The 18,116-nt window shown below is 59.7% G+C and carries 16 protein-coding genes; 10 read left to right on the plus strand and 6 right to left on the minus strand.

The window, feature by feature from the left end:
- Window positions 1-492, minus strand: coding sequence for a SixA phosphatase family protein (locus K290_RS0116950; RefSeq protein ID WP_028753037.1), 492 nt, complete (start codon window positions 490-492; stop codon window positions 1-3).
- Window positions 493-770: 278 nt separating this feature from the next.
- Here K290_RS0116950 and dksA point away from each other — a divergent pair, with 278 nt between their 5' ends.
- Window positions 771-1,190, plus strand: coding sequence for an RNA polymerase-binding protein DksA (dksA, locus tag K290_RS0116955; RefSeq protein ID WP_028753038.1), 420 nt, complete (start codon window positions 771-773; stop codon window positions 1,188-1,190).
- Between the two features lie 91 nt (window positions 1,191-1,281).
- Here the strand turns inward: dksA and K290_RS0116960 are convergent, their stop codons facing one another.
- Window positions 1,282-2,223: a flagellar biosynthetic protein FliO gene (locus tag K290_RS0116960; RefSeq protein ID WP_028753039.1), complete on the minus strand. Its 942-nt coding sequence runs from the start codon at window positions 2,221-2,223 to the stop codon at window positions 1,282-1,284.
- A 286-nt stretch (window positions 2,224-2,509) separates the two neighbouring features.
- On the opposite strand from K290_RS0116960, the gene cckA reads away from it, so the two are divergent.
- Together cckA and K290_RS0116970 are read left to right on the plus strand one after the other, a co-directional pair.
- Window positions 2,510-5,128: a cell cycle histidine kinase CckA gene (gene cckA / locus K290_RS0116965; RefSeq protein ID WP_028753040.1), complete on the plus strand. Its 2,619-nt coding sequence runs from the start codon at window positions 2,510-2,512 to the stop codon at window positions 5,126-5,128.
- A 95-nt stretch (window positions 5,129-5,223) separates the two neighbouring features.
- Window positions 5,224-5,751 (plus strand): metal-dependent hydrolase, encoded by a 528-nt coding sequence (locus tag K290_RS0116970; protein ID WP_028753041.1) that lies wholly within the window; start codon window positions 5,224-5,226, stop codon window positions 5,749-5,751.
- Window positions 5,752-5,823: 72 nt separating this feature from the next.
- Here K290_RS0116970 and K290_RS0116975 read toward each other — a convergent pair whose 3' ends face one another.
- Window positions 5,824-6,750, minus strand: a complete 927-nt coding sequence (locus K290_RS0116975; RefSeq protein WP_028753042.1) for a pseudouridine-5'-phosphate glycosidase — start codon at window positions 6,748-6,750, stop codon at window positions 5,824-5,826.
- Window positions 6,751-6,796: 46 nt separating this feature from the next.
- Window positions 6,797-7,741: a carbohydrate kinase family protein gene (locus K290_RS0116980; RefSeq protein ID WP_028753043.1), complete on the minus strand. Its 945-nt coding sequence runs from the start codon at window positions 7,739-7,741 to the stop codon at window positions 6,797-6,799.
- Between the two features lie 239 nt (window positions 7,742-7,980).
- On the opposite strand from K290_RS0116980, the gene recA reads away from it, so the two are divergent.
- The 3 genes from recA to K290_RS0116995 all read left to right on the plus strand — a co-directional run bounded on the left by recA (window position 7,981) and on the right by K290_RS0116995 (window position 12,970).
- A complete protein-coding gene (gene recA, locus K290_RS0116985; RefSeq protein WP_028753044.1) occupies window positions 7,981-9,066 on the plus strand; it encodes a recombinase RecA in 1,086 nt (361 codons plus the stop codon).
- A gap of 253 nt (window positions 9,067-9,319) precedes the next feature.
- Entirely contained in the window at window positions 9,320-11,980 is a 2,661-nt protein-coding gene (gene alaS, locus K290_RS0116990) for an alanine--tRNA ligase (protein WP_028753045.1), read from the plus strand.
- Between the two features lie 138 nt (window positions 11,981-12,118).
- Window positions 12,119-12,970 carry an AraC family transcriptional regulator gene (locus K290_RS0116995; protein ID WP_028753046.1) on the plus strand — a complete coding sequence of 284 codons (852 nt, stop codon included), beginning with the start codon at window positions 12,119-12,121 and terminating at the stop codon, window positions 12,968-12,970.
- 46 nt (window positions 12,971-13,016) lie between these two features.
- Here K290_RS0116995 and K290_RS0117000 read toward each other — a convergent pair whose 3' ends face one another.
- Together K290_RS0117000 and K290_RS0117005 are read right to left on the minus strand one after the other, a co-directional pair.
- A complete protein-coding gene (locus K290_RS0117000) occupies window positions 13,017-13,643 on the minus strand; it encodes a glutathione S-transferase family protein (RefSeq protein ID WP_028753047.1) in 627 nt (208 codons plus the stop codon).
- A gap of 118 nt (window positions 13,644-13,761) precedes the next feature.
- Window positions 13,762-14,976, minus strand: a complete 1,215-nt coding sequence (locus tag K290_RS0117005) for an NADP-dependent isocitrate dehydrogenase (protein WP_004108975.1) — start codon at window positions 14,974-14,976, stop codon at window positions 13,762-13,764.
- 232 nt (window positions 14,977-15,208) lie between these two features.
- Here K290_RS0117005 and K290_RS34440 point away from each other — a divergent pair, with 232 nt between their 5' ends.
- The 4 genes from K290_RS34440 to K290_RS0117025 all read left to right on the plus strand — a co-directional run bounded on the left by K290_RS34440 (window position 15,209) and on the right by K290_RS0117025 (window position 18,049).
- Window positions 15,209-15,796 carry a hypothetical protein gene (locus K290_RS34440; protein WP_037135613.1) on the plus strand — a complete coding sequence of 196 codons (588 nt, stop codon included), beginning with the start codon at window positions 15,209-15,211 and terminating at the stop codon, window positions 15,794-15,796.
- A 162-nt stretch (window positions 15,797-15,958) separates the two neighbouring features.
- Window positions 15,959-16,801 (plus strand): RNA methyltransferase, encoded by an 843-nt coding sequence (locus K290_RS0117015; RefSeq protein ID WP_028753048.1) that lies wholly within the window; start codon window positions 15,959-15,961, stop codon window positions 16,799-16,801.
- Window positions 16,782-17,582: a glutamate racemase gene (gene murI / locus K290_RS0117020; RefSeq protein ID WP_028753049.1), complete on the plus strand. Its 801-nt coding sequence runs from the start codon at window positions 16,782-16,784 to the stop codon at window positions 17,580-17,582. Before K290_RS0117015 ends, murI begins: the two co-directional genes overlap by 20 nt.
- 2 nt (window positions 17,583-17,584) lie before the next feature.
- The gene (locus K290_RS0117025; protein ID WP_028753050.1) at window positions 17,585-18,049 is read left to right on the plus strand and encodes a GNAT family N-acetyltransferase; all 465 of its coding nucleotides are present in this window, start codon (window positions 17,585-17,587) and stop codon (window positions 18,047-18,049) included.
- Window positions 18,050-18,116: the final 67 nt, after the last annotated feature.

The following is an 18,116-nucleotide window of genomic DNA, read 5'->3' on the forward strand; positions in this document are numbered from 1 at the left end:
CTATTGCGTGACGAAATCCGCAAGCACCCAGCCCGACGATGTCGAGTCGATGACGGCGAGACCGGCGGTGGGAAAACCGTTGGGCAGCGCTAAGACCAATGCTTTATGGCCGATCAGCGCTTCCAGCGCATGTTCGATGACGGGATTGTGGCCGACCAGCATGACCGAGTCCTCGGTCACCTGCGACGAAATGATTTCGAGATAAGTATCCGTCGTGGCGTTGTACAACTCATCGATATAACGAAACTCGGTGGAGGGGCTCACGGCACGGCGGATGGCGTCGGCGGTCTGGCGGCAGCGCAAAGCCGTCGAGGAGATGACGAGATCCGGCCTGTAATTCTTTTCGATGGCTTTTTCGGCGACGATCTCGGCTGCAGCATAGCCGTCGTCGCTGAGTGGCCGGTCGAAATCCTTCTGACCGGAGGAGGCTTTTTGAGCCGCGGCATGACGGAACAGGTAAATCCGGGACGGTGGAGGCGTGATGCTGGTCATGGCGGAATTCCCGTGCTCGTTTGTCCTTGGCGTATCGCCTGATCCTATAGGCCGTCAACTGCGGAGCCATCGGCGATACGGGCAGTTTGCGGTCATTCACGCGAAGGTTACGGTTCTATCACATTTTCGGGATCGCCAATATATAATGAAAAAATAAACCTTTAGCCAGTTTTTATGACAAATTTAAAAATCCATTTACCACGTCTATTTGGCTTGAATCGATACTACCGGTTGGGCTATACAGCGCGCCATATGAGATGTTCTTCAGGAGAATCGCGTTGAGTGAGAAGATCGATCTTAGCAATTATGTGCCCTCGGAAGACGAGGAGTTCATGAATGGAAACCAGCGTGCCTATTTTCGAGCAAAGTTAGTCGCCTGGAAAAATGATATCTTAAGAGAAGCGCGCGAAACGCTCGACCACCTCGCCGAAGAAAGCGCAAACCATCCCGATCTCGCTGATCGGGCTTCTTCCGAAACCGACAGAGCCATCGAACTTCGGGCTCGCGACCGTCAGCGCAAGCTTATCTCAAAAATCGACGCCGCACTGCAGCGCATCGAAGACGGTACCTACGGTTATTGCGAGGAAACCGGCGAACCGATCGGTCTCAAGCGTCTGGACGCCCGGCCGATCGCAACCCTGTCGATCGAAGCGCAGGAACGCCACGAGCGCCGCGAAAAGGTTTATCGCGACGAATAGGTCTCGGACACTCCGATTGGAGCGTAGAATTAAGGCACGGCGGCGTATCCGTCGTGCCTTTTTCATGTCCGCGTGAGTGGTTGGCCGCGCCTTATTTGTCGCGGTTGACGCTCATTTCGCCGAAAATGCGAGCGACCTCTTTCTGAAGCGCGGTATCCGCTCCCGTCATCGGCGGAAGTTCCGGGTCGCGGCGTTGTGCCGGGGACACTGCCGGCTGCTGAATCTGCGGTTGCGGCGGCACATTCGGGATGATCCGCTCTGCGGTGAGATTGTTTGACATTTCCGCTTCCAATATGCGCTGGAAATCGGCGCCGGGTTCGTGGACGGGCGGTGGCGTCACCGCCGGCGCCGCCGAAACGGCGGCGGGAGCCATGGGCTGGCGGACGGGCTGTGCAGCGGCGACACGTGCCGGCTGCGGCGGCAATACGTGTTGACGAGCCGCATCGAGAATATCGGCTACTTCCGCTTCGCCCAGCATCGTCGCCGGCTGTGGCGTGCGCTGCTGCTGCGGGACTGCGGGTTGCGGGCGCTCGGTTGCCAGCGCGACGCGAAGAGGAACCGGTTCAACGGCAGCGATTGGCTCAGGCGGCATATAGGCTTCGACTGCAGCTTCCTGAGGGATGGGCGGCTCGGAAGCTGCTGGCGGAAGATGGTCAAGGCGCGGCGCTTCCTGCGTCGGCTCAAACCGGTGTTGGTGAGCCAGCGGTGTTCCGATGGGCGTCGGCGCCGGCAGGCCCGCCTTGGCGGCATCGGAAATCCCGGACTCGATGACGATATCGGTTGGGCCGCCGATCATGATAAGATGTTCGATACCATCGCGCCGCACCAGCACCAGACGGCGGCGTGCGTCGACGGCGGCGGCGTCCAGTACCTGCAGGCGAGGCTGACGGTTCTTGCCACCGCGCACGAAAGGCGAGGGCGCTCGATTGCGGAAGATCCAGAGGATGCAGATCAACAGGAGAAGGGCAATGCCGACCCCACCGGCTGCAAGGAAGAAGCGACTGCCATAGGCCCCGGCGATTTCGTCCCACATTTCGAGATACTCCGTAATTGTCCCCGATGTCGCAGCCTTGCCGCAAAACGACCGGCCCCGCGTCTTCACCTTTGTCTCGATATGAGGCGATCATATGGATAGGTCCCCTCCGGAAACAAGATGGATCGCTCTTTGTCCAGTGCTCTTCCTTGTGAATACAGGCCTTTCTAGCCCCGCAAAGCTTTTTGCTGGTGCGGCAAATTGCTAAAGAAGATTCGAAAGGTCCGAATCCGGCGATCCGTCAAGTGCATGACGTGAGGAGGAAGAGGGCGGAGACGAGGGGTTTATGACGAAGCAACGTCAGTCCGACGAGTATAGCGTGCCGCTGGTGGATCGCGGGGTTCGTTCGGGCACCGTGCTGCGCATCATTCTGCTTGCCCTAGTGCTGGTGGCCGCCGCTGCGGCCTTCGTCGTTTTCAAAGACGAGCTCGACAATGAAACCGTGCTTGGTGGCCTCGGCATCCTTGCCATGGTCGGCATCTTCTTTCTCGTCTCCTCCATCATCGGTTTCGTCGAGGTGATGCCGCAAACGCAGTCCGACAGCCTGGCGCGCTCATTTCTGAACAGCCATCCGGACGGCACGCTGATCACGGACGAAAAGGGCCGCATCATCTATGCCAACGGCGCCTATGGTCAGTTGACGGGCGCGACCAAGGCGACTGAGGTGCAGTCGCTTGAAACGCTGCTGTCACGCAATCGCGAATCCAACGAAGCGCTCTATCGCCTTGCCAACGGGCTGCGCGAGGGCAAGGAGGGTTCGGAGGAGTTCCGGCTCCTGAAGCCGCTCGGTCCAGGAGAGGGCAATGGTAACGGCGCGCATTGGTATCGCCTGAAGGCGCGTGTGCTGCCGCCGGAGCAGGGGCGCGGCAAAGCGTTGCACATCTGGCAGATCACCGACATCACTTCGGAACGAGACGATCAGGAACGGTTCTTTAAGGAACTGCAGAACGCCATCGACTATCTTGATCATGCTCCGGCGGGCTTCTTTTCGGCCGGCCGCAAGGGCGAGATTTTCTATCTGAACGCAACGCTTGCCGAATGGCTGGGCTTCGATCTGACCAAATTCACGCCGGGCTCGATGACCATCGGCGATCTCGTCGCCGGCGAGGGCCTGACATTGATACAGTCCGTCCAAGCCGAACCCGGCCTGAAGAAGACGGTAACGCTCGATCTCGACCTTCGTCGCTCCAACGGCCAGAGCCTGCCGGTACAGATCGTCCACAGTGTCACGTCGATGCGCGATGGCGCCCCGGGCGAAAGCCGCACCATCGTGCTGACCCGGCAGAACGGCGGCGACAACGATCAGTCCGCCTCCGTCGCGGCGATGCGCTTCAGCCGCTTTTTCAACAACACGCCGATGGCGATCGCCTCGGTCGATGGCGCAGGTCGCATTCTGCGCACCAACGCCCCTTTCCTCAAGCTCTTCTCCGATCTCGTTTCGCGTGACGACATCGAGCGTGGCGCCGCTCTTGAGAACATCGTCTACGAAACTGACCGGTCGCGGCTGGAACAGGCGCTTGCCGCCGCCAAGGATCGGCAGGGCGATATCCCGCCGATCGATTCGCGCAATCCGAAGGACGATACTCGGCATTTCCGCTTCTATATCAATGCCGTCATCGATCAGACCGACGAAGCGCCCGAAGAAGCGGCGATCGTCTACGCCGTCGAAGTGACCGAGCAGAAGGCGCTGGAAACGCAGATGGCGCAGACGCAGAAGCTGAATGCAGTCGGCACGCTTGCCGGCGGCATCGCACACGATTTCAACAACGTGCTGACCGCGATCCTGCTGTCATCGGACCATCTGCTGCTGCAGGCACGGCCATCAGACGCGAGCTTCGCCGATCTGATGGAGATCAAACGTAATGCCAACCGTGCTGCCGTGCTGGTGCGGCAGTTGCTGGCCTTCTCCCGCAAGCAGACGATGCGGCCGACGATCCTCAATCTGACTGATGTCATCGGCGACCTGCGCATGCTGGTAGACCGGCTGCTGTCCGGCACCAATGTCAAGCTGGATGTCGACTATGGCCGCGATCTCTGGCCGGTGAAGACCGATCTGTCGCAGTTCGAGCAGGTGTTGATCAACCTCTGCGTCAACGCCCGCGACGCCATGCCGGATGGCGGCACGCTGACGCTGCGCACGCGCAATTTGTCGGCCGCAGATGTGACCGCCTTCAACTACGCCTATCTGCCGCACGAAGAGATGGTGCTGGTCGAGGTCAGCGACACCGGCACGGGCATTGCCCCCGACATCATGGATAAGATTTTCGAGCCCTTCTTCACGACAAAGGAAGTGGGTAAGGGCACCGGGCTTGGCCTTGCGATGGTCTACGGCATCATCAAGCAATCGGGCGGCTACATTCACCCGGAATCCGAAGTCGGCAAGGGCACGACCTTCCGCATCTTCCTGCCGCGCCATATCGTCGAAATCCCCACGGTAATTGAAGGCCATGCCTCCGAGAGCCGCGACGTCTCGGCGATGGACCAGAGCGTTGCCGCCGTCGTGCCGCCACCGGAAGAGCCTGCCGACCTCACCGGCAAATCGGCCGTCGTTCTGCTCGTCGAGGACGAGGAAGCGGTGCGTCGGGGTGGCAAACGCATGCTCGAGACACGCGGCTATACCGTCTATGAGGCGGGGTCCGGCGTCGAAGCCCTCGACATCATGGATGAACTCGACGGGCAGGTGGATGTCGTCGTCTCCGACGTCGTCATGCCGGAGATGGACGGGCCGTCGCTGCTGCGTGAACTGCGCAAGAAATATCCCGACATGAAGTTCATCTTCGTGTCCGGCTACGCTGAAGATGCCTTTGCCCGCAACCTGCCGGCCGACGCCAAGTTCGGTTTCCTGCCCAAGCCATTTTCGCTGAAGCAGCTTGCCGTTGTCGTCAGAGAGACGTTGGATCGTTAGGTATATTTCTGCCACCATAAATGTATTTGCGGAATTCATTCCGCCGACAGAAGGCGAACAAAAGCCGGCCACAATCGACTGGCAACAACTATGGGATGTTCATTGCCCATATTCCCGCAGGCTATATTCTCTCAAAGCTCGTGATTCAGCGAGATGCCATTTATAAAAGATCGCTCTTAGGCGTGGCATTGGTGTGCTCGGTTTTGCCGGATGTAGATCTTGCCTATTTTTATCTTGTCGACCTGCGAAGACATGCTCACCACGACTATGTTACGCACACACCGATATTTTGGCTTGTGATGGCTGGGCTTTTGACTGTGGGGCTCGTCGCTTGTCGCAAGACTGCAAGGCTGATCTTTGTCGGAATAGGCCTGCTTAGCATATTGCTGCACCTTGCCCTGGACACGGTCGCTGCCGATATCCGCTGGCTATATCCGTTCAGTGATCGCGGCGTTAATCTCGTTCAGGTGCCAGCAGTTTATCAGCCCTGGTATCTCAACTTCGTCTTTCACTGGACGTCGTGGATCGAGCTGGCAATCTGCCTGTTGGCAATAGTCTTGTTTACAAGAGACAGATTCCAGAAGAGGCTGCAGTGGAAACATTCGGCGCAGCCGGTGGAGTAAGCTGCCGAAACGTCGGGCAGCCGGGTACTCCTATCTGAATATGGGTGGCGGCTGTCGCCGCCCACCACTCCGTCAATCCGCCAGAGCAACCGCGATTTCAGCGGCCAGACGAGCATTGTTTTCGACCAAGGCAACATTGGTCTTCAGGCTGCGGCCGTCTGTGATGTCGAAGATGGTGCTGAGCAGATAAGGGGTGACCGCCTTGCCCGCGATCTCGTCGCGCTCGGCGCTGTCCAGAGCGCGCTCGATATAGATTTCCATCTCTTCGCGCGGGATTTCATCGGCTTCCGGCACTGGATTGGCGATCAGCATGCCGCCGTTGATGCCGAGCTGTTCGCGAGTCATCTGGAAATTTGCGATCGCGGCGGGGCTGTTTAAGGTCAGCGGGCTTGCAAGGCCTGAGGAACGCGACCAGAAGGCGGGGAATTCGTCGCTGTCGTAGGTAACGACGGGCACGCCGCGGGTTTCGAGTACTTCCAGCGTTTTCGGTATATCGAGAATCGCCTTGGCGCCGGCGCAGACCACGATTACATCGGTGCGCGCGAGCTCTTCCAGGTCGGCCGAGATATCGAAGCTTTCTTCGGCGCCGCGATGCACGCCGCCAATGCCGCCGGTCGCAAAAACCTTGATGCCGGCGCGGGCCGCGGCGATCATCGTCGCGGCAACCGTGGTGGCGCCCGTGCGGCGCTCGGCGATGGCGAAGGCGAGGTCGGCACGCGACACCTTCATCGCGCCGCTGGTCTGGGCAAGCGCCTCCAGCTCTTCCGGCTCCAAGCCGATATGCAGCACGCCGTGAATGACGGCGATCGTTGCCGGCACGGCGCCTTCCTGCCGGATAATGGCTTCGACGCTGCGCGCCATATCGATATTGCCGGGATAGGGCATGCCGTGGGTGATGATGGTCGATTCCAATGCCACCAATGGCGCTCCACGCAATTTTGCTGCAGCAACCTCCTTCGAATAGGAGATCGGCAGTAGGGGAGAAATAGGCTTGCTCATGGTTGTATCCGATTGGCTGAGATGGGAGATGCGAAATTCATGGGCTTCATGACAAGATAGCGGCTTCGGGAACAAGAGCCAGCATTGCGTTCAGAAGCTCGGGCGAAAGTTCATCCGCCGTGGCGAAAGGCGATCGCACGGTGATCGCGGCTGCCGCTGCCCCGTAGCGCACGGCCTCGCTGAGATCGCGACCGGTAAGCAGGGCGGCGAGAACGCCAGCGGCAAGCGAATCGCCGGCGCCGGTGACATCGGCGACCTCATCGACAACGGGCGGCTGCAGGCTGATGGCATTGTCACCGGAGAATGCTATCAACTCGCGCTGCCCCCGGGTGATGACACCGCCTTTGAGGCCGAGTGCGCGCAACCCGGAAACCCAATAGCGCGGATCGTCCGGACGGCTCTCCGTCAGCGCCGCCGCTTCGGCCTCGTTCAGAAAAAGGTGATCGATGCGAGCAAGGCAGGGTTTCAGGCGTATCACCTTGGCCGGCGAAATCGCGATCGCGGCCAATGGTTTGCCGCAATCGGCTGCGCGCGTGGCGATGGCAGCCAATGTCTCTTCCGGCAGATTGGCATCGCAAAGGATCAGATCGGCGGTTTCGAAGGCATCGCGGATGGCGCGGATCATCAGCCGGCGCGGCACGAAGAGCTTATAGAGTTCCATGTCGGCAAGGGCGATCACCAGATTGCCATCGCGCTCCAGGATCGCCGTGTAGCTTGGCGTCTTGCGATCGAGAAAAACGAAGGGCTTATCGTCGACGCCGGCATGGAGCGCCGCTTCCGCCACCATCTCGCCAGCCGCATCGCCGCCGCGCGGTGAAATCAGCCGCACATCGAAGCCGAGGCGAGCCAGATTGCGCGCCGCATTGAAGCCGCCGCCGCCCGGCTCCTCGAACCAGGCGCCCGGGTTGCTGGCGCCGGGCGCCGTCTCGCCGAAGATGCGGCCGCGCCGGTCGATATGGGCACCACCCAGAACAAGAATCTTCTTTGCCATCCCGATCTCCTCAGCGGTTCCAGAGGCGAATCGAACCGGCGAATTTTTCACGCAGAATGCCGGATAAGGGCACGTAAGTGCTTGCTATGAAAGAAGAAAACAAATGTAGAACGGAATTCATTTTACCTTTTTCTTTCAATTGCTTGTTGTGCTCTTGCGACATGAGAACAAATAGAGTACACAATTCTCATCAGCGGCGACATTGCTTGAGCGGCTTCAATAACCTAAAGGTGGATCGGATGTCTCAGAATTCTTTGCGGCTTGTAGAGGACAAATCGGTGGATAAAAGCAAGGCACTTGAAGCGGCACTCTCTCAAATTGAGCGGTCGTTCGGCAAGGGCTCGATCATGAAGCTTGGCTCGAACGAGAACGTGGTCGAAATCGAAACAGTTTCCACCGGCTCTCTGAGCCTCGATATCGCGCTCGGCATCGGCGGTTTGCCGAAGGGGCGCATCATCGAGATCTACGGACCGGAAAGCTCGGGTAAGACGACGCTGGCGTTGCAGACCATTGCAGAAGCCCAGAAGAAGGGCGGCATCTGCGCCTTCGTCGACGCCGAACATGCGCTCGATCCGGTCTATGCCCGCAAGCTCGGCGTCGACCTGCAGAACCTTCTGATTTCGCAGCCGGATACCGGTGAACAGGCGCTTGAAATCACCGATACACTGGTACGCTCCGGCGCCGTCGACGTTCTCGTCGTTGACTCCGTTGCTGCGCTGACGCCGCGCGCCGAAATCGAAGGCGAAATGGGCGACAGCCTGCCGGGCCTGCAGGCGCGCCTGATGAGCCAGGCGCTACGCAAGCTCACCGCTTCGATCTCGAAGTCCAACACAATGGTGATCTTCATCAACCAGATCCGCATGAAGATCGGCGTCATGTTTGGCTCGCCGGAAACGACGACCGGCGGTAATGCGCTGAAGTTCTATGCCTCCGTCCGTCTCGACATTCGCCGTATCGGCTCCGTCAAGGAGCGTGAAGAAGTGGTCGGCAACCAGACCCGCGTCAAGGTTGTCAAGAACAAGATGGCGCCGCCCTTCAAGCAGGTGGAATTCGACATCATGTATGGGGAGGGCGTTTCCAAGACCGGCGAGCTGATCGACCTGGGCGTCAAGGCCGGCATTGTCGAGAAGTCCGGTGCCTGGTTCTCGTACAACAGCCAGCGTCTCGGTCAGGGTCGCGAAAACGCAAAGCTCTTCCTGCGCGACAATCCGGATCTTGCCCGCGAGATCGAACTGTCGCTGCGCCAGAATGCCGGTCTGATCGCCGATCGCTTCCTGCAGAATGGCGGGCCTGAGGCCGATGATGGCGACGCCGCGGACGCGTAATTTACGCGACCGATTTCAGGACTAAGCAAGACTAAAATTCAAAACCGGCCGTATTGTCCAAGGGATGTGCGGCCGGTTTTGCTTGTGCGGCTGGACAGGGCCGGGAGCGGACGATAAAAGCCACTGGATTTATTAAATTTTGCCAGCGCCTGATCCCGAAAAAGTGCGAAGCGGTTTTTGGACAGAACCATGCTAGGTGAAGGAACATGAGCGAGATGAAATCTCGCTCAAGGCAAGGACTGAAGGGCCCAATATGAGCGGTGTGAACGAAATCCGGTCGACCTTTCTCGACTATTTTAAGAAGAACGGCCACGAAATCGTGCCGTCGAGCCCGCTTGTTCCGCGCAACGATCCGACGCTGATGTTCACCAATGCCGGCATGGTGCAGTTCAAGAACGTCTTCACCGGCCTGGAGCAGCGTCCCTACAAGACCGCATCGACGGCGCAAAAGTGCGTGCGCGCCGGCGGCAAGCATAACGACCTCGACAATGTCGGTTATACTGCCCGTCACCATACCTTCTTCGAAATGCTCGGCAATTTCTCGTTCGGCGACTATTTCAAGGAGCGCGCCATCGAGCTTGCCTGGAACCTGATCACCAAGGAATTCGGCCTCGACGCCAAGCGCCTGCTGGTGACGGTCTATCACACCGATGACGCTGCCTACGACCTTTGGAAGAAGATTGCCGGTCTCTCGGACGACAAAATCATCCGCATCGCCACCAGCGACAATTTCTGGGCGATGGGCGATACCGGTCCCTGCGGCCCATGCTCCGAAATCTTCTACGATCACGGCGAGCATATCTGGGGCGGCCCTCCCGGCTCGCCGGAAGAGGATGGCGACCGTTTCATCGAGATCTGGAATCTCGTCTTCATGCAGTTCGAGCAGATCACCAAGGAACAGCGGGTCGACCTGCCGCGTCCGTCGATCGACACCGGCATGGGCCTCGAACGCGTGGCTGCCGTGCTGCAGGGCAAGCATGACAATTACGATATCGACCTCTTCCGGGCGCTGATCGAAGCTTCCGAGGAGGCAACCGGCGTCAAGGCCGAGGGTGAGCGCCGCGCCAGCCATCGCGTCATCGCCGATCACCTGCGCTCGTCTGCTTTCCTGATTGCCGACGGTGTGCTGCCGTCGAATGAAGGCCGCGGCTATGTCCTTCGCCGCATCATGCGCCGCGCCATGCGCCATGCGCAGTTGCTCGGCGCCAAGGACCCATTGGTCTGGAAGCTGTTGCCGACGCTGGTTCAGCAGATGGGCCGTGCCTATCCCGAACTGGTGCGCGCCGAAGCGCTGATCTCCGAGACGCTGAAGCTGGAAGAGACCCGTTTCCGTAAAACGCTGGAGCGCGGTCTGTCGCTGCTTTCCGATGCGACTTCCACGCTGCACAAGGGCGACAGCCTCGACGGCGAGACCGCTTTCAAGCTCTACGACACCTATGGGTTCCCGCTCGATCTGACCCAGGATGCCTTGCGCGCCCGCGGCATCGGCGTCGATATTTCGAGCTTCACCGATGCAATGGAGCGGCAGAAGGCCGAGGCACGCTCGCATTGGGCAGGCTCCGGCGACAAAGCGACCGAAACCATCTGGTTCGAGCTCAAGGAAAAGTTCGGCGCGACCGAATTCCTCGGCTACGACACCGAAGCGGCTGAAGGCGTGATCCAGGCGATCGTCAAGGATGGCGTTGCCGTCGACAGCGCTTCGGCCGGCGACAAGGTGCAGATTGTCGTCAATCAGACGCCTTTCTACGGTGAATCCGGCGGCCAAATGGGCGACACCGGCGTGATTTCGAGCGACCACGGCGAGCTCACCGTCAGCGATACCCAGAAGAAGGGCGAGGGCCTTTTCGTTCACAGCTCGGAAGTGTCCGAAGGCAAGATCAAGGTCGGCGACGCCGTTGTGCTGACGGTCGATCACAACAGGCGCTCGCGCCTGCGCGCCAATCACTCGGCGACTCACCTGCTGCATGAAGCGCTGCGCGAGGTGCTTGGCACCCATGTGGCGCAGAAGGGCTCGCTGGTGGCGCCTGAGCGCCTGCGTTTCGACGTTTCGCATCCGAAGCCGATGTCGGCCGAAGAATTGAAGGTCGTCGAGGATATGGCGAATGAAATCGTGCTGCAGAATTCGCCGGTCACCACCCGCCTGATGAGCGTCGACGACGCCATTGCCGAAGGCGCGATGGCGCTGTTCGGCGAAAAATATGGCGATGAGGTACGCGTCGTCGGTATGGGGCAGGGCGTGCGCGGCGCCAAAGTCGGTAAACCCTATTCCGTCGAACTGTGCGGCGGCACACATGTCTCGGCCACCGGCCAGATCGGTCTTATCCGCGTCCTCGGCGAAAGTGCCGTCGGCGCCGGCGTGCGCCGCATCGAAGCGGTGACGGGTGAATCCGCGCGCGACTATCTCGCCGAGCAGGATGAGCGCGTGAAGACGCTGGCCTCGACATTGAAGGTGCAGCCTGCCGATGTCGTGTCGCGCGTCGAGGCGCTGATGGATGAGCGTCGAAAGCTGGAGCGCGAACTGGCTGACGCCAAGCGCAAGCTCGCCATGGGCGGCGGTCAGAACGGCGCGGCGGATGCCGTGCGGGAAATCGGCGGCGTCAAGTTCCTTGGCAAGGCCATTTCCGGCGTTGATCCGAAGGATCTCAAGGGGCTTGCCGATGAGGGCAAGACCAGCCTCGGCTCCGGCGTCGTGACGCTGATCGGTGTCTCCGAAGACGGCAAGGCCAGTGCTGTCGTTGCGGTGACCGAAGACCTGACTGGTCGCTTCAGCGCCGTCGATCTCGTGCGCATCGCCTCGGCTGCTCTCGGCGGCAAGGGTGGCGGCGGACGTCCCGACATGGCCCAGGCCGGCGGTCCGGATGGCGCCAAAGCCGATGACGCGATTGAGGCAGTTGCTGCGGCACTCGCCGGCTAACAGCCGGTTTTCATAGACACATTTAGAACCGGCGGGGACTGATAGCTCCTGCCGTTTTCGTTTGTGCACGGAAGTCAGCAGGATTTGTCAAATCGAGATACGGTTCCTTGAGGCCGATCGATTTGCAAGGGAGTTGACATGAACGGCGAAACGGCATGGGCGCTTTATGAAACCCGTCTGCGGCGGGTTTCTGCCTATATCCACGAGCATCTGGATGAAGAGCTCGACATGGAAAGACTTGCCGAGATCGCCTGTATGTCCAGCTATCACTGGCACAGGATCTATCGGGCGATCTATGGCGAGACGGCGGCGACCACAGTCAAGCGGCTGCGGCTGCATCGTGCCGCCGGCGATCTCGTCAATACCCGTCTATCCGTCAGCGACGTTGCAAAGCGGTCGGGCTATCCCAATCTCCAGTCGTTCAACCGCATCTTCAAATCCATCTACGACATGCCGCCGGCGCGATATCGGAATGAGGGAAGCCACACGATCTTCGAATCCAGCACCCAAGGAAGGATCACGGTCATGTTCGACGTTACGCTTCGCACCATTTCTCCGATGTCACTGATCGGTGTCGCCCATCGCGGCTCCTATATGCAGATCGGCAAGGCTTTCGAAACACTCTTCGGCGCAATCTATGCCCGTGGCCTTGCCAAGCCGGATATGCGCATGATCGGCGTCTATATGGACGACCCTGATGTGGTGGATGTAGATAAGCTGCGCTCCTATGCCTGCGTCAATGCGGGCAACGAGATTGCCGCCGATGCACCGTTGGAGCGGCGGACAATCGATGGCGGCGAATATGCTGTGCTGCGACACAAGGGGCCATATTCCGATATGTACAAGGCCTATCAATGGCTCTATGCGGAATGGTTGCCCGCTTCCGGCCGGCAACTGCGCGATGCCGTGATGTTCGAGGAATATCTCAACAATCCTCGCGATGTGCCGCCGACGGAATTGCTGACGGAAATTCACATGCCGCTGCAATAGCGGCATGATACATCGCTTGATGTTTTGGCTATAGCTGATTGTCTTATCAGGAGTTCGGTTGCTTAGGCATCGCGGCGTTATCCAGCTCGTTGCCGCGGCGATAGGCGTCGCGATCGCTGACGCGGCCCCAATAATCGATAAAAGCCTGACGCTTTTCGATGGTGCCAAAATTCAGGCCCCAGCCGACATGCGAACCGACATAGACGTCGGCGGCCGTGAAACGATCGCCGGCGATGAACGGCGAGGCGCTGACAGCCTGTTCCAGAGTATCGAAGACATGCTCCAAACTGCCACAACCGGCCATGCGCAGGCGTTCCGGAGGGATTTCGAAGCCCAGCGCGCGGTTGGTCACCGCCATTTCCATCGGGCCGGCGGCAAAGAACATCCAGCGGAAATAGCGGCCGCGCTCGGCTGCTGTCGGCGCAAGACCGGCTTGAGGAAAGGCCTCGGCCAGATAAGCACAGATTGCGGCGCATTCGGTGACAATGGTGTTACCGTGCTTTACGGTCGGCACTTTCCCCATGGGATTGACCGAGAGATAGTCGGGCGCCTTCATCGTGGTGCCGAAGTCGAGATATTCGGTGCGGTAGGGCTGGCCGATCTCCTCGAGCATCCAGCGGACTATACGTCCGCGCGACATCGGGTTGGTATAGAAAACGAGTTCTTCAGCCATCTGTCTCTCCCTTTGTTGGGCGCATTCTAGCCACCAGGCGGCCACGGCGGCAAGATTTCGGACAAAAGAAAACCCGGCGCTGAGGCCGGGTTCTCGTAGGTTCCGATGTCGGCGCGGCTTAGGCAGCCATGGCCTTCTTGAGGTTTTCATCGATCTTGTCGAGGAAGGCGGTGGTGGAGAGCCACGGCTGATCGGGGCCGATCAGTAGCGCCAGATCCTTGGTCATGTAGCCGGCTTCGACGGTATCGACGCAGACCTTTTCGAGCGTGGAAGCGAACTTGGCAAGTTCGGCATTGTCGTCGAGCTTGGCGCGGTGCGCGAGGCCGCGGGTCCAGGCGAAGATCGAGGCGATCGAGTTCGTCGAGGTTTCCTGGCCCTTCTGGTGCTGGCGGTAGTGACGGGTCACCGTGCCGTGTGCGGCTTCGGCTTCGACCGTCTTGCCGTCCGGCGTCAGGAGAACCGAGGTCATCAGGCCAAGCGAGCCGAAGCCCTGGGCAACCGTGTCGGACTGCACGTCGCCATCGTAGTTCTTGCAAGCCCAGACGTAGCCGCCGGACCACTTCAGCGCGGAGGCGACCATGTCGTCGATCAGGCGGTGCTCGTAGGTGATGCCGGCTTCGTCGAACTGAGCCTTGAACTCGTTCTGATAGACTTCTTCGAAGATGTCCTTGAAGCGGCCGTCATAGGCCTTGAGGATGGTGTTCTTGGTCGACAGGTAGACCGGCCACTTGCGCATCAAGCCGTACATCATCGAGGCGCGGGCGAATTCGCGGATCGATTCGTCGAGGTTGTACATGGCCATGGCAACGCCGGCGCCCGGAGCGTTGAAGACTTCCTTCTCGATGACCGTGCCATCTTCGCCGACGAACTTGATGGTCAGCTTGCCCTTGCCGGGGAATTTGAAGTCGGTGGCGCGATACTGGTCGCCGAAAGCGTGACGGCCGACGACGATCGGTTGCGTCCAGCCAGGAACCAGACGCGGAACGTTCTTGCAGATGATCGGCTCGCGGAAGATGACTCCGCCGAGGATGTTGCGGATCGTGCCGTTCGGGCTCTTCCACATTTCCTTGAGGTTGAATTCCTTCACGCGGGCTTCATCCGGCGTGATCGTCGCGCACTTGATGCCGACGCCGTACTTCTTGATGGCGTTGGCGGCGTCGACGGTTACCTGGTCGTTGGTGGCGTCGCGGTTTTCGACCGAGAGGTCGTAATAATCGATATCGATATCGAGGTAGGGGAAGATCAGTTTTTCTTTGATAAGCTGCCAGATGATGCGAGTCATTTCGTCGCCATCGAGATCGGCAACAGGGTTAGCGACCTTGATCTTCTTCATGCTTCTGCCTCGTTTAAGCTGATGGGACCGGATGTCCCTGTGAGTGATATGAAGTCCCGAGGGCTATAGCACTGCAAGTCTCGAACGCAAAGCCGATAGAGGCGCCGAACGGCGTTTTTGGCCGTGAGGTCCATTTCATCGCGGCGCATGCTTTTCAACCTGGGACCATTGCCAAAGCAATGGATGCGACTAATGTCGCGCGAACGCTTCGCCGATCATCACGGATTTTATCATGCAGAAAATTGCCGCCGCCGCGCTTTTTACCGTTTTCCTTCCGCTCTCACTCGGCGCCAATTCGGCCGCGGCAGCCGACGTAATGGCGCCGGTCAAGACGGTGATGGACGCGACCGTTTCCAATTGGGCGGGCGGTGATAGCGACTGGCAGGATATTTTCGACGACAGCAAGCTGAAGGACCTCTACAGCAAGGATTTCGTTGCGAAATACCAGGCGGCGGCGCAGTTCCCGGCTGCCGACGAAGACGGCATTTCGCCCTTCGACTACGATGTCATCGTCGGCGGGCAGGATGCATGCCCGTTGCAGGAGCTGAATATCGCTCCGCAGGCGCCGAAAGGCGACACGACGGAGGTCGTCGCGACTTTCAAGAAATCCACTTGCATGGGCACCGACGCCGACTATCAGAAAGCGACCACTGTGCGCTTCGAGGTTATCCAGGAGGCCGGAAAGCCCGTGATCGATGACATCATCACGGTCGATGATGGCGGCCAGTCCAATTCGTTGAAATCGGCTATGCAAGACATCGTCAAACAGCAGCAACAACAGCCATCGGATCAGACACCGCAACAGGACCAGCCGCAGTGATCAGGCCGGCGGCCGTTTAGCTCGTCGGACGATCCTGGGATTGTCGGCTGCCGCTAGAGCCCAATCGATGCCGATAACAGACTTCTCCCTTGCCGATTAAGGCCTGCGCCGCTATTCCGACCCTTATTGCGCGGTATGCTTACCGCCTGGGGATTTGAGTTCATGGCAGGTACCAATAGCGAGCGTCAACTTCTGGCCGAAGGGCCGGCCATTATCCTGGTCGAGCCGCAGATGGGGGAGAATATCGGCATGGTGGCCCGCGCCATGGCAAATTTCGGCCTAGCGGAGCTGCGCCTCGTCAATCCGCGCGATGGCTGGCCGAACGAGAGGGCGCAAGCGACCGCCTCCAAGGCCGATCACATCATCGAGGCAACGAAGGTCTACGACACGCTGGAGCAGGCGATCGCCGATCTCAATTTCGTCTATGCCACGACCGCGCGTGAACGTGACGGTTATAAGCCTGTGCGCTCTCCGGTCGCCGCCGCCGAAACGCTGCGGGCGAGGTTCGTAGCCGGCGAGGCCACCGGCATTCTTTTCGGCCGCGAACGCTGGGGGCTGACCAACGAAGAAGTGGCGCTCGCCGACGAGATCGTGACTTTTCCCGTCAACCCCGCTTTCGCCTCATTGAACATAGCTCAGGCCGTGCTGCTGATGTCTTATGAGTGGATGAAATCCGGCATGGAGGATCTGGGAGCCGTGCCTTTCCAGGCGGTCGAGCAGCGGCCTTCCACCAAGGAGCAGCTCTTTGGCCTGTTCGATCAGCTCGAAGAAGCATTGGATGCACGCAACTATTTCCATCCCGCCGGGAAAAAGCCGAAAATGGTCGACAATCTGCGCGCAGTCCTCTCGCGCCGGGCGTTTACGGAACAGGAAATCAGCGTTCTGCGCGGAGTGATCTCGTCTCTCGACCGCTTCTCACGCAAGTCACCGCGCGGCAGCGGCTCGCATCCCCGAACCCCTGCCGCCCGCAAGGAAACCACCAGCGATGACAGCAACGGCGAATGAGCTGAAACCCATTCTGGTCTTCGACTCGGGCATCGGCGGGCTGACCGTGCTGCGAGAAGCACGTGTGCTGATGCCGGAGCGCGGTTTCATCTATGTGGCCGATGATGCCGGCTTTCCCTATGGCAATTGGGAGGAGCCGGCGCTGAAGGAGCGCATAGTCGATCTCTTCGCAAAGCTGCTCGCGCAATATGATCCGGAAGTCTGCATCATCGCTTGCAACACGGCCTTCACACTTGCCGGCGCCGACCTGCGCGCCGCCTTTCCACAGATGACGTTCGTCGGCACCGTGCCGGCGATTAAGCCGGCTGCGGAGCGGACGCGCTCCGGCCTGGTCTCGGTGCTCGCAACGCCGGGCACGGTCAAGCGCGCTTATACGCGTGACCTGATCCAGTCTTTCGCCACCCAGTGTCATGTGCGGCTTGTCGGATCGCAGAACCTGGCGCGTCTGGCGGAGGCCTATATTCGCGGCGATGTTATTGGCGACGAGGCTGTCATGGCGGAGATCGATCAGTGCTTTGTCGAGATGGATGGCCGCCGGACTGATATCGTCGTGCTGGCCTGCACGCATTATCCTTTCATGGCCAACATCTTCCGCCGGCTGGCGCCATGGCCGGTCGATTGGCTCGATCCCGCGGAAGCGATCGCGCGCCGCGCCCGCAACCTGGTGCAACAGGTGGCCGATGCCGTGCATCCCGACAATTTCGATTTCGCCGTCTTCACTTCCGGGACGCCGGATTTTCCCACCCGCCGGCTAATGCAGGGCTTTGGGCTCAAGGCTTGATGATGACTGACAAGGTTTCGTTGCGTAAACTCGATCTCGCGGACATGCCGGCGGCTGCGGCCGTGCATCGCGCTTCGTTCAACGAGCGGCTGCCGACGCTTGCCGGACTTCATACGCCGGAAGAGGATGTCGGTTTCTGGAGCGCCGTAGTTTTCAAAGATTGCCAGATCTGGGGCGCGGAGGAGGGCAGCCGCCTGGTCGGCGTCATCGCCTTTCTCGAGGATTGGATCGATCAGCTCTACGTTCTGCCCGAGGCGCAACGGCGCGGCATCGGCAGCCGGCTGCTCGATATCGCCAAGTCGGCCTATCCGGTGCTCTCGCTCTGGACATTCCAGAGAAATGAGCCGGCACGCCGCTTTTATGAGAAACACGGCTTCTTCGCGGTTGACGAGTCTGATGGGGCAGGCAATGAGGAAAAGGAGCCGGATGTGCTTTACAAGTGGGAAGCACGCTTGCACCGGATGTGATTCACGATCGGACTGCGCGGCGGAATATTGGAGGTCGATATTTGATGTCTTTTGAGAATGATTGCGG

Source organism: Rhizobium leucaenae USDA 9039 (genome assembly GCF_000426285.1).
GTDB lineage: Bacteria > Pseudomonadota > Alphaproteobacteria > Rhizobiales > Rhizobiaceae > Rhizobium > Rhizobium leucaenae.